The organism is Microtetraspora niveoalba (assembly GCF_001570405.1).
Taxonomy (GTDB): domain Bacteria; phylum Actinomycetota; class Actinomycetes; order Streptosporangiales; family Streptosporangiaceae; genus Microtetraspora; species Microtetraspora niveoalba.
Window position 1 is genome coordinate 262,645 of record NZ_BBYM01000004.1, and the last position, 18,627, is coordinate 281,271.

At 71.5% G+C, this 18,627-nt stretch carries 15 protein-coding genes and 1 pseudogene; 7 read left to right on the top strand and 9 right to left on the bottom strand.

Translation table 11 applies throughout. From position 1 onward, the window contains the following. Window positions 1-3 precede the first annotated feature (3 nt). The 3 genes from AWQ70_RS04190 to AWQ70_RS04200 form a co-directional block, all read right to left on the bottom strand. On the bottom strand, window positions 4-600 hold the full coding sequence (locus AWQ70_RS04190; protein ID WP_067170441.1) for a ClpP family protease: 597 nt from the start codon (window positions 598-600) through the stop codon (window positions 4-6). Further along, window positions 597-1,205, bottom strand: coding sequence for a ClpP family protease (locus AWQ70_RS04195; protein WP_067170445.1), 609 nt, complete (start codon window positions 1,203-1,205; stop codon window positions 597-599). Before AWQ70_RS04195 ends, AWQ70_RS04190 begins: the two co-directional genes overlap by 4 nt. Before the next feature lie 528 nt (window positions 1,206-1,733). Then, complete coding sequence (locus AWQ70_RS04200) at window positions 1,734-2,123, bottom strand: DUF4180 domain-containing protein (RefSeq protein WP_067170447.1); 390 nt, start codon at window positions 2,121-2,123, stop codon at window positions 1,734-1,736. 87 nt (window positions 2,124-2,210) lie between these two features. Here AWQ70_RS04200 and AWQ70_RS04205 point away from each other — a divergent pair, with 87 nt between their 5' ends. Continuing rightward, window positions 2,211-4,472, top strand: a complete 2,262-nt coding sequence (locus AWQ70_RS04205; RefSeq protein ID WP_169808615.1) for an MMPL family transporter — start codon at window positions 2,211-2,213, stop codon at window positions 4,470-4,472. Window positions 4,473-4,491: 19 nt separating this feature from the next. Here AWQ70_RS04205 and AWQ70_RS04210 read toward each other — a convergent pair whose 3' ends face one another. Next, on the bottom strand, window positions 4,492-4,959 hold the full coding sequence (locus AWQ70_RS04210) for a MarR family winged helix-turn-helix transcriptional regulator (RefSeq protein WP_067170451.1): 468 nt from the start codon (window positions 4,957-4,959) through the stop codon (window positions 4,492-4,494). A 168-nt stretch (window positions 4,960-5,127) separates the two neighbouring features. Between AWQ70_RS04210 and AWQ70_RS04215 the strand changes: the two genes are divergently transcribed. From AWQ70_RS04215 to AWQ70_RS04225, 3 genes are all read left to right on the top strand, one after another. After that, window positions 5,128-6,336: an MFS transporter gene (locus tag AWQ70_RS04215; RefSeq protein ID WP_067170453.1), complete on the top strand. Its 1,209-nt coding sequence runs from the start codon at window positions 5,128-5,130 to the stop codon at window positions 6,334-6,336. Between the two features lie 75 nt (window positions 6,337-6,411). Continuing rightward, window positions 6,412-7,236 carry an aldo/keto reductase gene (locus AWQ70_RS04220; protein ID WP_067170457.1) on the top strand — a complete coding sequence of 275 codons (825 nt, stop codon included), beginning with the start codon at window positions 6,412-6,414 and terminating at the stop codon, window positions 7,234-7,236. 248 nt (window positions 7,237-7,484) lie between these two features. After that, entirely contained in the window at window positions 7,485-9,698 is a 2,214-nt protein-coding gene (locus AWQ70_RS04225; RefSeq protein ID WP_157529874.1) for an N-acetylmuramoyl-L-alanine amidase, read from the top strand. Between the two features lie 303 nt (window positions 9,699-10,001). Here the strand turns inward: AWQ70_RS04225 and AWQ70_RS37315 are convergent. From AWQ70_RS37315 to groL, 3 genes and pseudogenes are all read right to left on the bottom strand, one after another. After that, window positions 10,002-10,861: pseudogene (locus tag AWQ70_RS37315) on the bottom strand (ATP-binding cassette domain-containing protein); the annotation flags it as partial. A gap of 461 nt (window positions 10,862-11,322) precedes the next feature. Then, the gene (locus AWQ70_RS04240) at window positions 11,323-12,240 is read right to left on the bottom strand and encodes a TIGR03619 family F420-dependent LLM class oxidoreductase (protein WP_067170470.1); all 918 of its coding nucleotides are present in this window, start codon (window positions 12,238-12,240) and stop codon (window positions 11,323-11,325) included. A gap of 383 nt (window positions 12,241-12,623) precedes the next feature. Continuing rightward, entirely contained in the window at window positions 12,624-14,246 is a 1,623-nt protein-coding gene (gene groL / locus AWQ70_RS04245) for a chaperonin GroEL (protein ID WP_067170473.1), read from the bottom strand. A gap of 224 nt (window positions 14,247-14,470) precedes the next feature. On the opposite strand from groL, the gene AWQ70_RS04250 reads away from it, so the two are divergent. Then, the gene (locus AWQ70_RS04250; protein ID WP_067170477.1) at window positions 14,471-15,085 is read left to right on the top strand and encodes a TetR/AcrR family transcriptional regulator; all 615 of its coding nucleotides are present in this window, start codon (window positions 14,471-14,473) and stop codon (window positions 15,083-15,085) included. 64 nt (window positions 15,086-15,149) lie between these two features. Here AWQ70_RS04250 and AWQ70_RS04255 read toward each other — a convergent pair whose 3' ends face one another. Together AWQ70_RS04255 and AWQ70_RS04260 are read right to left on the bottom strand one after the other, a co-directional pair. Continuing rightward, window positions 15,150-16,238, bottom strand: a complete 1,089-nt coding sequence (locus tag AWQ70_RS04255) for a winged helix DNA-binding domain-containing protein (protein WP_067170480.1) — start codon at window positions 16,236-16,238, stop codon at window positions 15,150-15,152. Window positions 16,239-16,254: 16 nt separating this feature from the next. Then, on the bottom strand, window positions 16,255-16,677 hold the full coding sequence (locus AWQ70_RS04260) for a VOC family protein (RefSeq protein WP_067170484.1): 423 nt from the start codon (window positions 16,675-16,677) through the stop codon (window positions 16,255-16,257). Between the two features lie 103 nt (window positions 16,678-16,780). Between AWQ70_RS04260 and AWQ70_RS04265 the strand changes: the two genes are divergently transcribed. Further along, window positions 16,781-17,734: a helix-turn-helix transcriptional regulator gene (locus AWQ70_RS04265; RefSeq protein ID WP_067170733.1), complete on the top strand. Its 954-nt coding sequence runs from the start codon at window positions 16,781-16,783 to the stop codon at window positions 17,732-17,734. A 533-nt stretch (window positions 17,735-18,267) separates the two neighbouring features. Then, a complete protein-coding gene (locus AWQ70_RS39745) occupies window positions 18,268-18,522 on the top strand; it encodes a hypothetical protein (protein WP_169808612.1) in 255 nt (84 codons plus the stop codon). Window positions 18,523-18,627: the final 105 nt, after the last annotated feature.

The following is an 18,627-nucleotide window of genomic DNA, read 5'->3' on the forward strand; positions in this document are numbered from 1 at the left end:
GCGCTATGCCGGCTCGCGGGTCATGATCAGCTCGTCGGCCAGTCCGTAGTCGACGGCCTCGCGGGCGTCGAAGACCCGGTCGCGGTCGGTGTCCTTGCGCAACTGGGCGACGTCGACCCCGGTGTGGGCGCTGAGGATCTCCTCGGTCTGCGCGCGGATGCGCATCACCTCGGCCGCCTGCAGCGCCAGGTCGGAGATCGTGCCCTGCCCCTGCGTGTACGGCTGGTGCAGCAGCACGCGGGAGTGGGACAACGCGAACCGTCGCCCGGGGGCGCCGGCGGCGAGCAGCACCGCGGCCGCGGACGCCGCCTGGCCCATGCAGTACGTCGCGACCTTCGCGCGGATGAACTGCATGGTGTCGTAGATCGCGAGCATCGCGGTCGTCGAGCCGCCCGGAGAGTTGATGTAGAGGCTGATCTCCTGGTCCGGGCTCTCCGCCTCCAGGTGGAGCAACTGCGCCATCACGACGTTCGCCACGCCGTCGTCGATCTCGGTTCCGAGGAAGACGATCCGCTCGTTGAGCAGCCGGCTGAAGACGTCGAACGACCGCTCCCCCACCGGGGTCCGTTCGATCACGTACGGGATCGTGTACTGGCTCATGACGAGAACCCCATCTTGGTGGGAGCGGCGTACGGCGCGAGGTTGTGGAAGGAGTCGACGATCTTGTCGATGATCCCGTAGTCGCGCGCCTGTTCGGGGGTGAACCAGCGGTCCCTGTCGCTGTCGGTGGCGATCTCCTCGACGGTGCGGCCGGTCTCCGCGGCGAGGATCTCCTCGGACTGCTGCTTCATGTACTTCAGGTTGTCGGACTGGATCGCGATGTCGATCGCCGTGCCGCCGATGCCGGCCGACGGCTGGTGCATCATGATCCGGCTGTGCGCGAGGCTGATCCGCTTGCCGTGGGTGCCGGACGCCAGCAGCACCTGGCCCATGCTGGCGGCGAAGCCGAGGGCGACGGTGACCACGTCGTTCGGGACCAGCTTCATCGTGTCGTAGATCGCCAGTCCGGCCAGCACGGAGCCGCCGGGCGAGTTGATGTACAGGACGATGTCGCGCTCGGCGTCCGCCGAGGCCAGCAACACCATCTCGGCGCACACCCGCTCGGCCATGTCGTCGTCGACCTCTCCGGTCAACAGCAGGGTCCGCTGCTGGAACAGCTTGTCGCTCAGTCGATCTCGGTAGTTCATACCGGGTGAAACACGCATGGCGTCTTTGTATCCGCCGCGACCCGGGGACCTGCCGGGATGTCTGCTGACGGCAGACCGGGCGCATGGTGCGAGCTCTCCCATCGTGTGCGCGACCCGGCGCGCGAGCGGGTGGCGCGGTTGCCCGAGGCGGCGACCGAGCGGGCGGGGACGGCGGCGCTCCGGCACATGCTCCGCCCTGCCTGACGGCGAACAGGCCTTCCCTGTCCCGTTACACGGGAGGGTCGGCCTCACGCCCGGCCTGAAGGGCGGAGCACTGCGGACGAATCCGGTAGCCGGTACGGCTCGCCGTCCCCCATGATTACGTTCTGTGACTCGATCATTGCCGTACGTGGACGAAATCGGAGGGGGCGCGGTCACGGTGGGGCAGCATCGTCGTCGACGACGTGGAGGACAACGGCCGCTCCCGGCTCCCGCGTCGCGCGGGTCGCCGGGCGAGGACACCGCGAGGGGAAGGTCACCCTGCCGCTCGGGCACGCCGTCAGCCTGCTGCCGCGGCCCCGGCTGCGGCGGGTGTGGGACACACCCTCACCCGGCGAGCCGCAGGCGCAGCGCCTCCACGTCGGGCACGAACCAGAGTTGCGTGCCGCGGTTGCTCTCGCGGACGAAGTCGCGCAGCGCGGTGCTCGCCGCGACGTGCGCGGAGATGTCGCCGACCACGGCCAGCCCCGTTCGGTAGTTGACGAACTTCTGGGCGATGTCGCCGGCGATCCGGGTGCGCAGCCGGAAGAAGTCGCCGTCCAGGCGCTCGGCCGGGACGACGACCCACTCGGCGCCCAGGTAGGAGGCCTCGCCGATCAGGTCGAGCGCGTCGCGTTCGCTCCGCAGCGCGGTGCCGTTGGGCGCGCACACCAGGACGGTGGTGCCCTCGATGTCCCGCAGAGTATTCGGCGGCGTGTCCGGCAAGGGGTCCGGCATACCTCATTGCTCCCTAAGAGTCGGCATATAGGTGAAGATACGGATAAGCATGACATGTTTTGGGATTTTCTGGGCGGGGGTGGGCTGATGGAGCCCAAGCCGTCCGCGCCACCCCGCCGGGCCGGCCGCCGTCCCCTCGCGCAATATCTGGGCGGGACGGCGGCCCGCCGATCCCGGATGGTTCTCGCCGTGTGGCTGGTGCTGCTGGCCGGGGCGGCCGTGACGGCGCCCGGCCTGCTCCTGCGCACCGCCGCGCCCGCCGTACGCGTGGACGGCTCGTCGTCGCTGGCCGGGGCGCGGCTGCTGGAACGGGGCTTCCCCCGGCTGGGCACCGAGCAGACGCTGCTCGTCTTCGCCTCTCCAGTGCTCGCCGTCGCCGACCCGGCGTACCAGCGCGGGCTTCAGGCGGCGACGGCCGCGGTGTCGGCCCAGCCGGGGGTGGGCGGGGTGCAGCTCCTGCCTCCGGTGCCCGGCCAGGACGGGCGGCGCCTGTACGCGTTGGTGGGCCTGAACGGGGACCAGCGGGCGCGTCAGGAGGCGCTGCCGTCGCTGCGCGCGGCGGCCCGGCGGGCGGCGCACGAGGCGTCCGGCTCGCGGCTCGACGTCCACGTGGTGGGTGAGGGCGCCATGCTCGCCGAGGCCAAGCGGGCCGATCTGGCCGACCTGCGGCGGGCCGAGCTGGTGGCGGTTCCGGTGGCCTTCCTGGCCCTGCTTGTCGGCCTGTCGGCGGTCGGCGCCGCCGCGACGGTGCTGCTGACGGCCGGCACGGTGATGGTGACGGCCCTGGGAGCGCTGGGGGCGGCGAGCCTGCTCGGGGCCGAGGTGGACACCTTCATGCTGGCGGTGGCGGCCACGGTCGGCATGGGGCTCGGCCTGGACTACGCGCTGCTGATCCTGCTCCGCTATCGCCAGGCCCGCACCGCCGGACGGGATCGCCACGAGGCCGTGGACGTCGCGATGGGTACGGCGGGCCGTACCGCGGCCTGGTGCGCGCTGGCGATCGTGCTGACGGCGGGAGCGCTGCTCGTGGTGCGCACGCCGATGATCCGCGGCATGGTGGCGGCGGTGACCGTGGCGGCGGTGGTCGCCGCGGCGGCGGCCGTGACGTTGCTCCCCGCCGCGCTCGTGACGGCCGACCGGTGGCTGGACCGGGGCCGGCCGCGGTGGCCCGGCGCGCGTGCACGAGCCCGGCGGGTGACGCCGCGCCACGAGGGACGGCACCGGGGAGTCTCCGCGTGCGACGGCGACGACCTCGGCGGCTGGGGCCGCTGGGCGCGCCACCTGATGCGCCACCCCGTGGCGTACACGCTGGCCTGCGCGGCGGTGCTGGCGGCGGCGGCCGCGCCGGTGACCGGTCTGCGGCTGGGCGTCGACCTGGACCGCGCCTCGATCGCCCGGACCGATCTCGGGCGCGGCCTCGCGTACATGGAGGCCGACGGGGTGTCCTCCGCGCTGGCCGTGGTGCTCCCCCACCCCGCCGGGGGGCCGCCGGTGGACTCCTGGGGGCTGCTCTCGGCCCTGAGGGCCGACCCGAGCGTCGCGTTCGCGGCCCCGTTGGACAACGGACGCGACCTGACCGTCGTCATCGCCGTGGCCCGCACGCCGATCGACGACCCGGCGAGCGCGGAGCTGGCCGAACGGATCACCCGCGAGTACGCCCCGGCGACGCTGCCGCCCGGCGGGCGGGTGCTGGTGACCGGGCCCAACGCGATCCTCGCCGACCTGGTCGAGGAGAGCACCGCCCAGCTCGGCACGGTGATCGCGCTGGTGCTCGGATGTTCTCTCCTCTTCCTGCTGGTGTCCTTCCGGAGCGTCCTGCTGCCGATCAAGGCCGTGGTGATGAACGTGCTCGCCGTGACCGCCGCGTTCGGCCTGCTGACGCTGGCCACCCGCCTCGTCCCGGGCCTGGTCGGCCACCAGGTCAACACGCTGATCCCGCTGCTGGCCTTCACGCTGGTGTTCGGCCTGTCGATCGACTACGAGATGTTCCTCATCCACCGCATCTCGGAGCACTACCGGCACGGCGGAGACAACACGGCCGCCGTCGTCCACGGGCTGCGCCACACCGCCCGGCCGATCACCGTCGCCGCGGCCGTCATGGTCGCCGTCTTCGCCGCGCTGCTCACCGCCCACCGCCACGAGCTGGCCCAGCTCGGCCTGGCCGTCGCGACCGCGATCACCCTGGACGCGACCGTCATCAGGCTCGCGCTGGTGCCGGCGCTGATGCGCATTCTGGGTGGCCGGAACTGGTGGCTTCCCGGCCCGCTGGCCCGGCTGCTGCCCGCGCCCGGAGACGGCGTGCCGTCACCCGCCTCCCGGCCGGCCGCGGAAACGCCTGCCGTACGATGATCCGCGCCGGCGGCGCAGGTCATGCCGGCTGGACATCACCCTGCAATTGCTGGATGGCCTGGACCAGGGGCGCGAGCACGGGCTCGGCGGCCGCCTGGTCGAGGGCCTCGCGCAGGGCGGTGTTGTGGGTGGGGCGGGCCTCCTCCAGCAGGCGCAGGCCTTTCTCGGTGACGTCGGTGTAGATGCCGCGGCGGTCGGTGGGGCACAGGTAGCGCGCGAGCAGCCCGCGGTCCTCCAGCCGGGTCACCAGGCGCGTGGTCGCACTCTGGCTGAGGACGACGGAGTCGGCGACTTGCCGCATCTGCAGGTGGCCGCCCTCGCCGTCGTGCTGGCGGCTCAGCACGTCCAGCAGCGAGTACTCGCGTGCGCTCAACCGGTGTTCCGCCTGAAGCGCACGTTCGACTCTGCTCTCGATGCGTCCGTGCAGCAGCGAGAGCGCCGACCAGCTGTGCGCCAGTGCGGTCATCGCCGGGTCGGTGGCGGTCATGGGCAGCTCCCTCAGTCGGGTGGTGCGAGCGGAGGCGCAGGCAGGAGACCTGCCGCCGTTCACGTACCTCACTATACCCGCGTTTGCCATTAGCCAGCGTGTGCAATTATTGTTGGCGCGTACAAAGTGCTCACGCAACTTCACCCCGCATGTCAAAGGACCCTCGTCATGCCGCTCGCACTGCTGGCCCTGGCCATGGGGGCCTTCGGAATCGGCACCACGGAATTCGTGATCATGGGGCTGCTGCCCCAGGTCGGCGCGGACCTCGGCGTGTCCGTGCCGACAGCCGGCTTCCTGGTCACCGGCTACGCCCTCGGCGTCATGATCGGCGCACCGATCATGACCGTCCTCGGCACCCGGATCTCCCGCAAGAACATGCTCATGCTGCTCATGGGCCTGTTCATCCTCGGCAACTTCATCTCCGCCGTCGCCCCGGTCTTCGCCGTCATGCTGATCGGCCGAGTGGTGGCCTCGCTGGCCCACGGCGCCTTCTTCGGCATCGGCTCCGTCGTCGCCGCGGAACTGGTGGCGCCGGAGAAGAAGGCCGGCGCCATCTCCATGATGTTCACCGGCCTGACCGTGGCCAACGTCGTCGGCGTGCCCCTGGGCACGTTCGTGGGCCAGAGCGCCGGCTGGCGCGTGACCTTCCTGATCGTCGCCGCCCTCGGCGTGCTCGGCCTGGCCGGCGTCGCCAAGCTCGTACCCGACGTACCGAAGCCGGATGGAGTACGGCTGCGGCACGAGGTCGCCGCCTTCAAGAGCGCCCAGGTCGTCCTGGCCATGGCCATGACGGTCCTCGGCTTCGGAGGCGTGTTCGCCGCGATCACCTACATCGCGCCGATGATGACCGAGGTCAGCGGCTTCGCGGAATCCTCCGTCACCTGGCTGCTGGTGGTTTTCGGGCTGGGCATGGTGGTGGGCAACCTCATCGGCGGCCGGTTCGCGGACCGCAGGCTCATGCCGATGCTCTACACCGCCCTGGGCGGCCTGGCGCTGGTCCTGCTGCTGTTCACCTTCCTGGCCTCCGGCAAGGCCGCGTCCGTCGTGGCCGTCTTCCTCGTCGGCGCTCTCGGCTTCGCCACCGTCCCGCCGCTGCAGAAGCGCGTCCTGGACCACGCCCACGGCGCGCCGACGCTGGCCTCGGCGGCCAACATCGGCGCCTTCAACCTGGGCAACGCCCTGTCCGCCTGGCTCGGCGGCCTGGTGATCTCCGCCGGGCTCGGCTACTCCGCGCCCAACGCCGTCGGGGCCGTCCTGGCCGCCGCCGCCCTGGTGCTGGCCGTCGTCTCACACCGGCTGGAGCTGCGGCCCACCCGCGCCGCCGCGGCCTCCGGCCACAGCGCCGCTCCCGCCGCGGCGGGAGCCCTCCGCTCCTGACCCTCCGACCCGCCCCGCACCGGCGGGTCCCTGCTCCGTTCCCTTCTCAAAGCAGCACCGAAGAAAGGACTCCTGATGACTTCCGTGCCGAACGTGACGCTCAACAACGGTGTGACCATGCCCCAGTTGGGCTTCGGCGTCTTCCAGGTCCCCGACGAGGAGACCACCACCGCGGTCGCCAGGGCCTTGGAGGCCGGCTACCGCAGCATCGACACCGCCGCGATCTACGGCAACGAGCGCGGTGTCGGCAGGGCCATCGCCGCCTCCGGCCTCCCCCGCGAGGAACTGTTCGTCACGACGAAGCTGTGGAACGAGGACCAGGGCCGCGACCGGACGCTGGCCGCGTTCGACGCCTCCCTGGGCAGGCTCGGCCTCGACCACGTCGACCTCTACCTCATCCACTGGCCCACCCCGGCCCGCGACCTGTACGTGGAGACCTACAAGGCGCTGGAGAAGATCCTCGCCGACGGGCGTGCCCGCGCCATCGGCGTCTCGAACTTCCAGATCCCCCACCTGCGGCGGCTCCTGGAGCACACCGGCATCACGCCTGCGGTCAACCAGGTGGAGCTGCACCCCGGCCTCCAGCAGACCGAGCTGCGCGCCTTCCACGCCGAGCACGGCATCGCCACCGAGGGCTGGAGCCCTCTGGCCCAGGGCGCGGTCCTCGGGGATGAGGCGATCGTGGGGATCGCCGAGGCGTACGGTGTCACCCCGGCGCAGGTCGTGCTGCGCTGGCACCTGCAGACCGGCAACATCGTGATCCCCAAGTCCGTCACCGCCGACCGCATCCGGCAGAACCTCGACGTCTTCGGCTTCGAGCTCACCGACGCCGACATGGCCGCCATCGCCGGCCTTGACCGGGGTCTGCGCACCGGTCCGGACCCCGACACCTTCAACTGACCACCACGCCCCGGAGCGCCCGTCCACGGAGGACGGGCGCTCGCCGTGGAGCCACGCCCCCGCGGCCGGCCGTGCCGGACCCGCCGAGGCGCACGGCGGGGCGGTGATTTTCATCTGACCGACGTTGTCTGGCGAAAAGTTACAATCTCGACGAGATTTACGGACGCCCCTGGCGCGATATGCGGACATGGCGATGTGATTACCCCGGCCTGAACCCCCCAACAGGCATGCGAGAAGGGGTCACATACGTGAGATCTTCACTCCGGAGCGCCGCGCTCGCGGGCACGGCGGCGGCCGTCCTGCTGTCGGTCGCCCCCGCCGCGCAGGGCTCCGCATCCGCGCGGACGGCCGGGACGCCGGTGTCCTGCGCGGCCACGCTCTCCGCCCCCAGCCGGGACGCGGCGTTCTCCGAGGCGGCCCGCGCCTCGGGCGTGCCCGAGTCCCTGCTGAAAGCCGTGGCGTACATGTTGTCCCGCTGGGACCACAACCAGGGCCGGCCCAGCAACGACGGCGGGTACGGCGTGTTCGACCTGAGCGACCAGGCCCCCGAGGCATGGGACGGGGCGGACAAGGGACGCGTGGCCGAGCCGAAGAGCCGCATCGCCGCGGCGGCCGAGCTGACCGGCCTGCCGGTCGCCGCCCTCCGGGGCGAGCCGAACGCCAACATCTGCGGCGGGGCGGCACTCCTGGCGTCCTACCACGACGGCGGCGACGACCTGGCCTCCTGGCAGGGGGCGGTGGCACGATTCGGCACCGGGAGCGCGTTCGCTCGGCAGGTCTACCAGACACTCCAGAAGGGCGAGAGCCGCGTCACCGACGACGGCCAGAAGGTGAGCCTCGCCGCCGACGCGTCCGTCGTGCTCCCCCGCGCCCGGACAGCCGCCGCCGCGACCACCGACTGCCCGGACGGCCTCGACTGCGAGTGGCTCGGGGCGCCGTACGCCAAGCGTGCGCCGACGCTGCCGGACAACACCACCAGCTACGGCAACCACGACCTCGCCGACCGGACCGGGCCGGGAGGGCCGAAGCTCAAGTACATCGTGATCCACGACACGGAGGGGTACTACGGTCCCTCGGTGCAGCTCGCGCAGGACCCCACGTACCTGGCGTGGAACTACACGATCCGCTCCTCCGACGGCCACATCGCCCAGCACCTCAATGCCAAGGACGTCGGCTGGCAGGCCGGCAACTGGTACGTGAACATGCACTCCATCGGCATCGAGCACGAGGGCTTCGCCGGGACCGCGAACTGGTACACCGAGTCGATGTACCAGACGTCGGCCGCGCTCGTGAAGCACCTGGCCGGCAAGTACGAGATCCCGCTCGACCGGGCGCACATCATCGGCCACGACCAGGTGCCGGGAACCGTCTTCGGCAACACCCAGAGCGTCCACTGGGACCCGGGGCCGTACTGGGACTGGGACCACTACTTCGAGCTGCTCGGCGCTCCCATCGGCGGCACGCGCGCGGCCACCGCCGACGTCGTGGCGGGGGACGTCGTCGAGGTGCGCGCCGGCTACCGCGACAACCCGCAGCCCATCACCGGCTGCCCGCAGGCGTCGCCGCACTCCCCGGACTGCGTCCCCGGCGCGGGCACGAACTTCGTCCCGCTGCGTCAGGAGCCGTCCGAGAGCGCGCCGCTCGCCAAGGACCCGGGGTGGAAGCCGGACGGCTCCGCCGGCACGACGTACGCGAGCGACATCAGCGCCCGCGCCGCCTCCGGCCAGAAGCTCGTCGTCGCCGAGGTGCGGGGCGACTGGCTGGGCGTGTGGTGGGCGGGCTCGCTCGCCTGGCTGCGCAACCCGGCCGACAAGCCGGTGGTGGTCCGCACGATGGCCAAGACGGTCACCGTGAAGCCGTCCGCGACCCAGCCGGCCTCGATCTACGGCCGGGCCTACCCCGAGGCGGCCGCGTACGCCGGCACCGGCATCCCCGTGCAGGCGCTCTCCGCGCTGGAGTACAAGATCCCGCTCGGGCAGACGTACGCCGTCAGCGACGAGGACGTGGTCACGGACTACTACCGGGCGACGACGTTCGACGGCTCGGCTCCCGGCGACCGCACCGACGTCAAGGGGCAGGACAGGTACTACCAGCTCTGGTACGCCCACCGGCAGGTGTTCGTCCGCGCCGCGGAGGTGGACCTGCACGACGCGCGACCGCCCGCGGTGCTCAACACCGCGCCCCCGGCCGTGACCGGCGTCGCGAAGATCGGCCGGCGGCTCACGGCGTCCCCGGGCACCTGGTCGCCGGAGGCGGCGACCGTCGCGTACCAGTGGCTGCGTGACGGGGTCCCGGTCGAGGGCGCGACCGACCGGACCTACCGCCTCAAGGGGCACGACCGCGATGCTCGCCTGTCCGTACGCGTGACGGTGACGGCGGAGGGCTACGCGGACGGCGCGGCGACGTCGGAGCCGACCGCGCCGGTGACCGCCGCTCCCCCGGCATCCGCCGACGCGAGCTGACCGAGACGATGTGGGTGTGCCGGCCGGCCGGCCGGCACACCCACACGCATGTCCCGGCGGATTGCCGGTCCCCGCGCAGCGTCCGGCCGACAACCGGCTCCAGACCGTTGAGGGGTGTCATCGGAACACGCCACACGCCGAGGCAGAGGAGCGGACGCTGTACGCGGCGGGGGCGGAGCTGCCCGAGGTCCGCCTGCTGGTGTCGTCGATGCTGCGCGAGCACGTCGTGCTGCGCGGACTGGCGGGCCGGCTGGAGCGGGCGGGCACTCCGACGGCGACCCCACGACGTCTCGTCCTTATCGCTCAGCGGGCACGCTCGACGCGGGCTTCGTCCCATACCGGTTCGTCGCTCTCGTAGACGGTTCCGTCGGCGCCGAAGATGAGGAAGCGGTCGAAGTCGGCGGCGAACCAGCGGTCATGGGTGACCGCCAACACGGTGCCGGCGAAGGACGCGAGGCCCTGTTGCAGGGCCTCGGCGCTGGCCAGGTCGAGGTTGTCGGTGGGTTCGTCGAGCAGCAGCAGCGTCGCACCCGACAGTTCCAGCAGCAGGATCTGCAGCCGGGCCTGCTGCCCGCCGGACAGGGTCTCGAACCGCTGATTAGCGGCTGGTGCGAGTTCGTAGCGGGCAAGCGCGGCCATGGCTTCGTTCAGCGTGAGAGCATGCCCGGCCATCACCAGCTCAGCGAGGGTGCGGCCGTGCAGGTCGGGCCTGGCGTGGGTCTGCACGAAGTGGCCGGGCGCAACCCGGGCACCCAGCCGTACGGAACCGGTGTGCCGTACCGAGGGTTCTGGCGGCCCTGGGCGTAGGTGGCGAAGCCCGCGCCGTGGACCCAGACGCCGCGCGCTTCCACGGTCACGATGCGGTCCGTGGCGTTGGCCAGCAACTGCCGGTCGTGGGAGACCAGCAGCACGGTCTTGGATGTGGCGCGCAGCTGATCTTCCAGCCATAGCTTGGCGGGCACGTCGAGGTAGTTGTCCGGCTCGTCCAGCAGCAGGACCTGATCCGGTCCGCGCAACAGGGCCTCCAGGACGATGCGCTTTTGCTCGCCGCCTGACAGGGTGCTCACCGGACGTTCCCGGACCGCGTCGTAGGGCAGGCCCAAGGCCGCTGTCGCGCAGGTGTCCCACACCACCTCCATGTCGTAGCCGCCAGCGTCGGCGTAGGCGGGCGGGCTGAAGGGGACGCCGACCGACTCCAGGTGGCGGCTCATGTCGAGCTCGAAGCGCCCGTACAGGTTGAGCTGGGTCGAGAACAGAGCCGAAAGGCCCCGCCGATCAGAGCCAGGCGCGGCCGACCCGCGGCCGACCCGCGGCCGACCCGAAGCCGGGGGTGAAGCGGGCTCGATCACGTAGCGGGGAGGAAAGCCGATCCGCCGCGAGACGGATCGGCACTTCCGGTTGCGGCTCGACGATGGACACGGGTCGCGCCCCCTCGCGCCCGCGTCTCGGCCGTCCCGCGACGCGGCCGACCCGGGTCCGGGTCGTCGGCCGACGATGGAGGCGGGTGCTTCCCGTGCCATGGGTCCCCGCGCACCGCATGCGTAACGGCCTGACGAGCGAGGGACGGCGCCGGTGGGCGGATGCGCCTGCGGTGCCACGGTGCCGAGCGTGAGCTGGCGCGAGCTCAGCCGGCGTGCAGCCTGGTGATGAGCTCATGCGCGACGTCCAGGAACTGATCGCGCGAGGACGTCGTCGTCTGCAGGTCGACGAACGCCTCGTGGGCACCGGCCTGGGCGAGGGTCAGCAGGTAGTCACCGAGCTGCTGCACGGTTCCGGCGTGCGGCACCTGGTCGTCGGGCGCGGGAGAATCGGTGATCTCCGGATTGACGCGCACCACCATGCGCAGGGCCGACGGGTCCCGGTCGGCGCGTGCCGCGGTCTGCAGCGCCACATCCCACAGGGACGTCAGATAAGGCATGGGTATGGCCGCGCTCAGCCAGCCGTCGGCTCGCCTGCCGATCCTCTCCAGAGCCGAGGGCGTGTAACCGGCGAGCAGGATCGGGGGGCGCGGCCGTTGGAAGGGCTTGAGGTCGATGTGCGACGGCGGCACGGTCCAGAGCGTGCCCTTGTGCTCGACCACCTCACTGCTCCAGACGGCCTCCATCAGGTCGAGCGTCTCTTCGAGCCGGTCTCCCCTCCCCTGCCAAGGCACCCCGGTCGCGGTGTATTCGTCACGCAGCCAGCCGAGACCGATGCCGACGTCCAGCCGTCCGTGGCTGAGCAGGTCGAGCGAGGTCAGCATGCGGGCGAGCAGGACCGGCGGTTGCCACAGCGCGTTGAGCGTGCTGGTTCCCAGCCGGACCTCCCGAGTGCTGACGGCGGCCAGCGTCAATGCGGTCAGCGGGTCGAAGAACGTCGCGAAGGCCGGGGGGATCTTGCCGTCTCCTCCCGGGTAGGGGTCGCTGGGCGCGAGCGGCAGCATGATTCGATCGCCCGCCCACAGGCTGCTGTAGCCCATGGCCTCCAGATCCGCGCTGGCCTGCCGGATGAAATCCGGGTCGGCGAAGGCGCCGTACTGCGGGACTGCATATCCGATCTGCATGAGAAATTCCTCGATACTCCACCGTGGAAAGCCGGGAAGAACTGAGGTGCATATCGCGTACGCATCTCGATACCTGGACGCTCCCGGTCTCGCGTCCAGGGAGACGTTAGGCAACACCCCTTGGATATGACTTGTATCGGGTTGGGTCGTGGCCTCGATGCTGCGGCCAGCTAGTGCTAGCTGTACTGCCCACGGACAGGTGGTCACACGGCTGATGGGTGGCCCTCCTGAATCGCGCGCGCTTCGGGTGGCCGGCGCCCGTTCCGCCGCGATCAAGTGGGTGGGCCGCCGGCACGCGGCGGCCCGTGCCGGGCGGTCTCCGCCCGCGTCCCGTCGGGGTCCGCGCTGGAGCCCGCGCGGGGACCGCCCGGCCTGAGCGGGCCCTAGAAGTCCATGTCGCCGCCGGGCATGGCGGGAGCGGCCGCGGCCTTCTCGGGCTTCTCGGCGATGACGGCCTCGGTGGTCAGGAACAGAGCCGCGATGGAGGCGGCGTTCTGCAGCGCGGAGCGCGTCACCTTGGCCGGGTCGATGATGCCCGACTCGAACATGTCGACGTACTCGCCGGAGGCCGCGTTGAGGCCCTCACCCGGGGTGAGGTTGCGCACCTTCTCGACCACGACGCCGCCCTCGAGGCCGGCGTTCACGGCGATCTGCTTCAGCGGCTCCTCGAGCGCCTTGCGGACGATCGCGGCACCGGTGGCCTCGTCGCCGTTCAGCTCCAGCTTGTCGAACGCCTTGGCGCCGGCCTGCAGCAGGGCCACGCCACCGCCGGGGACGATGCCCTCCTCGACGGCCGCCTTCGCGTTGCGGACGGCGTCCTCGATGCGGTGCTTGCGCTCCTTCAGCTCGACCTCGGTGGCCGCGCCGGCCTTGATGACGGCGACGCCGCCAGCCAGCTTGGCGAGGCGCTCCTGGAGCTTCTCGCGGTCGTAGTCGGAGTCGGTGTTGTCGATCTCGGCGCGGATCTGGTTCACCCGGCCGGCGATCTGCTCGGCGTCACCGGCGCCGTCCACGATCGTGGTCTCGTCCTTGGACGCCACGACCTTACGGGCGCGGCCGAGCAGGTCGAGGGTGGCGTTCTCGAGCTTGAGACCGACCTCCTCGCTGATGACCTGGCCACCGGTGAGGACGGCGATGTCGCCCAGCATGGCCTTGCGGCGGTCACCGAAGCCCGGAGCCTTGACCGCGACCGAGCGGAGCACGCCCTTCATCTTGTTCACGATCAGGGTGGCCAGGGCCTCGCCCTCGACGTCCTCGGCGATGACGACCAGCGGCTTGCCGGCCTGCACGACCTTGTCGAGCAGCGGCAGCACGTCCCTGTTGGCCGAGACCTTGCCGTTCACGACGAGGACGTACGGATCGTCCAGTACCGCTTCGAGCCGGTCGGAGTCGGTGATGAAGTGCGGGGCGACGAAGCCCTTGTCGAACCGCATGCCCTCGGTGAGCTCGAGCTCCAGGCCGAAGGCGTTGCTCTCCTCGACGGTGATGACGCCTTCCTTGCCGACCTTGTCCATGGCTTCTGCGATGAGCGAGCCGATCTCGGGGTCGGCCGCGGAGATGGAGGCGGTGGAGGCGATCTGCTCCTTGGTCTCCACGTCCTTGGCCAGCTTGGAGAGCTCCTCGCTGACGCGCTCGACGGCGGCCTCGATGCCCTTCTTCAGGGACATCGGGTTGGCGCCGGCGGCGACGTTGCGCAGGCCCTCGCGTACCAGCGCCTGGGCGAGCACGGTGGCGGTGGTGGTGCCGTCACCCGCGACGTCGTCGGTCTTCTTGGCGACTTCCTTGACGAGCTCGGCCCCGATCTTCTCCCACGGGTCCTCGAGCTCGATCTCCTTGGCGATGGAGACACCGTCGTTGGTGATGGTGGGGGCGCCCCACTTCTTCTCCAGAACGACGTTGCGGCCCTTGGGGCCGAGAGTCACCTTCACCGCGTCGGCGAGCTGGTTCATGCCGCGCTCGAGACCGCGCCGGGCGTCCTCGTCGAAGGCGATCATTTTCGAGGTCATCACTGCTCCTGCTCTCGATGGTCGTGTGGGGCGCTGCCGGGACGACGCCCGCGACGGACGGCCCGGCGGAGGGTGGCCGACCCGCCGCCGGACCTCGCCGTCCCGGCCACGCACTGCGATTGGCACTCTCCAGGTGCGAGTGCCAGGCGTCTTGACGCACTCTACCCACGACTTGCGCGACACGCACATAGTGCGTGCCGCGCAATGCCGGTTAGAATCGACCCGTGAACGACGACCCCATGGACCTCAGGGAACGCAACAAGCAGGCCACCAGGGAGGCGATCGGCCACGCCGCGCTGCGCCTGGCCATCGAAAGCGGCCCGCACGGGCTGGCCCTCGTCCGCGTCCATGACATCGCCACGGCCGCGGGAGTCTCGCCCAGGACCTACAACAACTATTTCTCCAGCAGGGCTGAGGCGATCTGCGCCTTCCAGGCCGACCAGTCCAGGCGCGTGGGGCAGGCGCTGCGCTCCCGCCCTGCCGACGAGCCGCTCGACCAGGCCGTCATCGCCGCCGTGATCCAGCTCTACACCGAGCCCGAGCCGGACAGGGCCGGCCTACGCATGATCATGCTGACGCCCGAGCTGGAGGGCGAGGCTCTCAAGGCGTTCACCATGGCGGAGGGCCCGCTCGCCGACGCGATCGCGGCACGCACCGGCACCGACCCGGCGCGCGACCTGTTCCCCGCCGTCACGGCCGCCGCGGTCGCCGGCGCCATCCGGGTGGCGGGACGGCACTGGCTCGAAGCCGGCTCCGACGCGTCCTTCGCCGCCATCCTGCGCAGCGCCCTGTCCTGCGTCGTTCCCGCGACGCCGCCCGCAGCCGCGCGGGAACGGTGACCGGCAGGGTCGCTCGCGCAGCGGCTGAGCCGTAGCCACGGCGATGCCGGGCCCTCCCCGCCGATCACGTGAGCCGTACGCGGTCACTGTCGCCGTCGGACAGGAACGACGCCAGCGCCCGGCCCTCCTCGGCCACCGTGTCGCGGTCGGCCCGGGAGAAGGGACGCAGCGGGGTGACGATCACGGTGCCGTCCTCGACGGTCCAGGTCGCGGCGACCCGGCCGTCGACCAGGACCATGCGGGCGCCGGTGACCGACAGGCCGCGGTCGGTGTCGTCGATGATCCGGCCACGGTCGTGGTAACCGAGGATCGTGTTGTCGAACGCCGGCAGGAACCGTACGGGGGCGGGCGTGTCCGGGTCGGGGCGTGGCGCGTCGGGGAGATCGAGCAGTTCCCGGCCGCGCTCGTCCCGGAAGGAGACCAGCTCCCCGCGGATCGCGGCCACCGCGGCCGGCAGTCCGGCCAGGCCGCACCAGGCGCGCAGGTCGGCCACGGCGGCGGGGCCGAACGCGGCGAGATAACGCCGTACCAGCGTCTCACCCACCGGATCGCTGCCGTTCACGGCCGGCGGGTCGATCTCTCGCCCCAGCCATGAGGAGAGCGGGACGTTGCGCACCCCCGCCTTCGTGCGCCACAGCCCGCGCGGCGGCAGCTGCGCCATCGGGACGAGGGCGGCGACCAGCATCTCGCCCAGCGCCCGCGGTCCCGGCTCCGGCCAGCGGCCGGCCAGCGCCCGCGCGAGTTCGCCCATCGAGCGCGGCTCTCCGTCGGCCATCACCGCCCGGCCCGCCGCCGCGAGCTCGTCGAGGTCCACCCCGGCGAGCTCGCGACGGTAGGTTCCGAGCACCCGCTGGCGCAGCATGAGGCCGTGGCGGGCCCGCCAGGCCAGGACGTCGTCGGCGGTGAGGAGGTGGACGGTGCGGCGCATGAGGTGGGTACGCACCACGTCGCGCCGGATCAGCAGGTCCGACAGCACCGCCGGGTCGAACCCGCACAGCCGTGACCAGAGCCCGACGAACGGCTCCTGCGGCTCCTGCGCCTGCAGGCCGCACAAGTGCGTGACGGCGTCGAGGACCGGCAGGTCGGCGCGGTCAAGCAGCAACTGACGGGCGAGCGTCGCGCGGTTGAGCGCCCGGATGCCGAGAACGGTCATCGGGTCAGGCCTCTGCTCAGCCGTTGTATTCGCGCGCGACGTCCACGACCCAGACGACGCCGAAGCGGTCGGTCAGCATTCCGTAGAGCGGAGCCCACTGCGCGGGCCCCAGCGGTTGCGCGATACTCGCCCCGTCGGAGAGCTTCTCCCAGTACGCGGTGATCTCCTCGGTGGTCTCGCCGCGGAGGGAGAGAAAGAACGCGTTCTCACCCCGGTCCCACGGCAACCGCGAGGGCACGTCGTAGGCCATCACGTGGAAGCCGCTGTCCGCGACCACCTGGCCCCACATCACCTGGTCCGCCTCGGCCGGGTCCTGCACGTTCCCGGCGTCGTTGTACGTGACGACGGCGAGATGACCGCCGAAGACGGACTGGTAGAACTCCAGCGCCGCGCGGGCGTCGCCCCGGAAGTTCAGATGAGTGACGGACTTGACGGACATGTCGCTCCTATCGGTTCTGGACGCTGTGCAGCGCCTGAGACGGGACAACGGTCGCAGGGGTAGAGGTCAGGATGTGGCCGCTACCGACGGCACAATGGATTTCATGCCGACGACCTCAGCGCGACTGCTGGCACTGCTCTCGCTGCTCCAGACGCGCCGGGACTGGCCGGGAGCGCTGCTGGCCGAGCGGCTGGAGGTCAGCCCGCGCACCGTGCGCCGTGACGTCGACCGGCTGCGCGAGCTCGGCTATCCCATCGTGACCTTCAAGGGACCCGACGGCGGGTACCGGCTGGACGCCGGCACGCGGCTGCCCCCGCTGCTGTTCGACGACGAGCAGGCCGTCGCCCTGGCCATCGGGCTCCAGACCGCCGTCACCAGCGGCGCCGGCATCGAGGAGGCCGCGGCCCGCGCGTTGAACACCGTACGGCAGGTCATGCCCGCGCGGCTGCGCCACCGGATCGACACCCTCCAGGTCACCGCCGTCGAGGGGCCCGCGCCCCGGCCGGCCCCGCAGGTCGGCCGCGAAGTGATCATGGCGCTCAGCGCCGCCGTCCACGCCCGTGAGGTGCTGCGCTTCGACTACGGCCCGCAGTCCTCGCCGCGGCGGGCGGAGCCCCACCACCTCGTCACCTGGGGCGGGCGCTGGTACCTCGTCGCCTGGGACCTCGACCGTGAGGACTGGCGCACCTTCCGCGCCGACCGGATCACCCCGCGCGCCCCGACCGGGCCCCGCTTCACCCCTCGGGAGCTGCCGGGAGGCGACGTGGCCGCCTTCGTGGCCGGCAGGTTCCGGGGCTCCGACGGCTCCGGCGACTGGCCCTGCCGGGGCGAGGTGATCCTCAGCCTGCCCGCAGCCGACGTGTCCCCTTATGTCCGCGACGGGGTCGTCGAGGAGCTCGGTCCGGACCGTTGCCGGCTCGTCCTGAGCTCGTGGTCATGGACCGGACTGGCCGCCGCCGTCGGCAGGTTCGACGCCGACATCGAGGTCGTCGGCCCGGTCGAGCTCAAGGACGCCTTCGCGCACCTGGCCCGCCGCTTCGCCGACGCCTCCGCGTAGCGGGGCCCGGTCGCGGGGCCCGTCTCCTACTGCTGCTCGACGAAGTCATGGCTTCCTCCTCCGATGTGACGGCTAGGGGACGAAGACGATGCGGTCGTCGGTCTCGGCGGTCCACGCCTGCGCGACCTGGGCGAGGGGCACGGCGCGGGCCCGTACGTCGATCGCGCCCGCGGCCACCGCCGAGGCCAGCTCCGGCAGCTCGGCGAGGAAGTCCCGGGCGGGGACCGAGCCGATGCCGCTGCCGACGATCCGCAGGCGGGCGGAGCGCAGTGCCGCGGAGGGGATCGGCGCGGTCTGGCCGGCGATGGATCCGATCTGGCGGCGATCTGCACGGGGTCGACGCCGTCGGGCAGGATCACGCTGCGGCGCGGGTCGATGAGGGTGCGGTCGGCGAACGTCCCCAGAGCGGTGTCGTCCAGAACCACGTAACGGACGTTGCCCTCCTTGTCGCGCACTACGCCGTCGACGCCGGGGACGAGCGGGTACACGCCGTTGCTGGAGTAGTGCACGCCGATCGCCTTCGCCCTGGTCAGATGGTGCAGGCCAGCCGCGAGGACCTCGACGACCATCTCGTCGTCGTGGCGCTCCGTGGGGTCGGGGTGGTCGCGATAGACCGGCGGGGCATCGGCTGTCGCGATGACGGCAGCGTGCATGGTGGCCTCCCGGAAATGGTTTGTTTTACCAACTACCTTATAGTGGTTGGTAATGCAAACCATGTCAACGCGTACGGCGCGATCGACGCCACATCACGCCCGCGAACTGTCGCCGTCGCGCTTGTGGGTGCATGAGGCCGTGCGCGACCAGCCGTGGCGGTGTTGCCGGTGTCGGAGCAGGGGAAGCCGTCCGCTCGGGCCGGCTTCGGCATGGTTGGCATTACCAACCATGCCGAAATA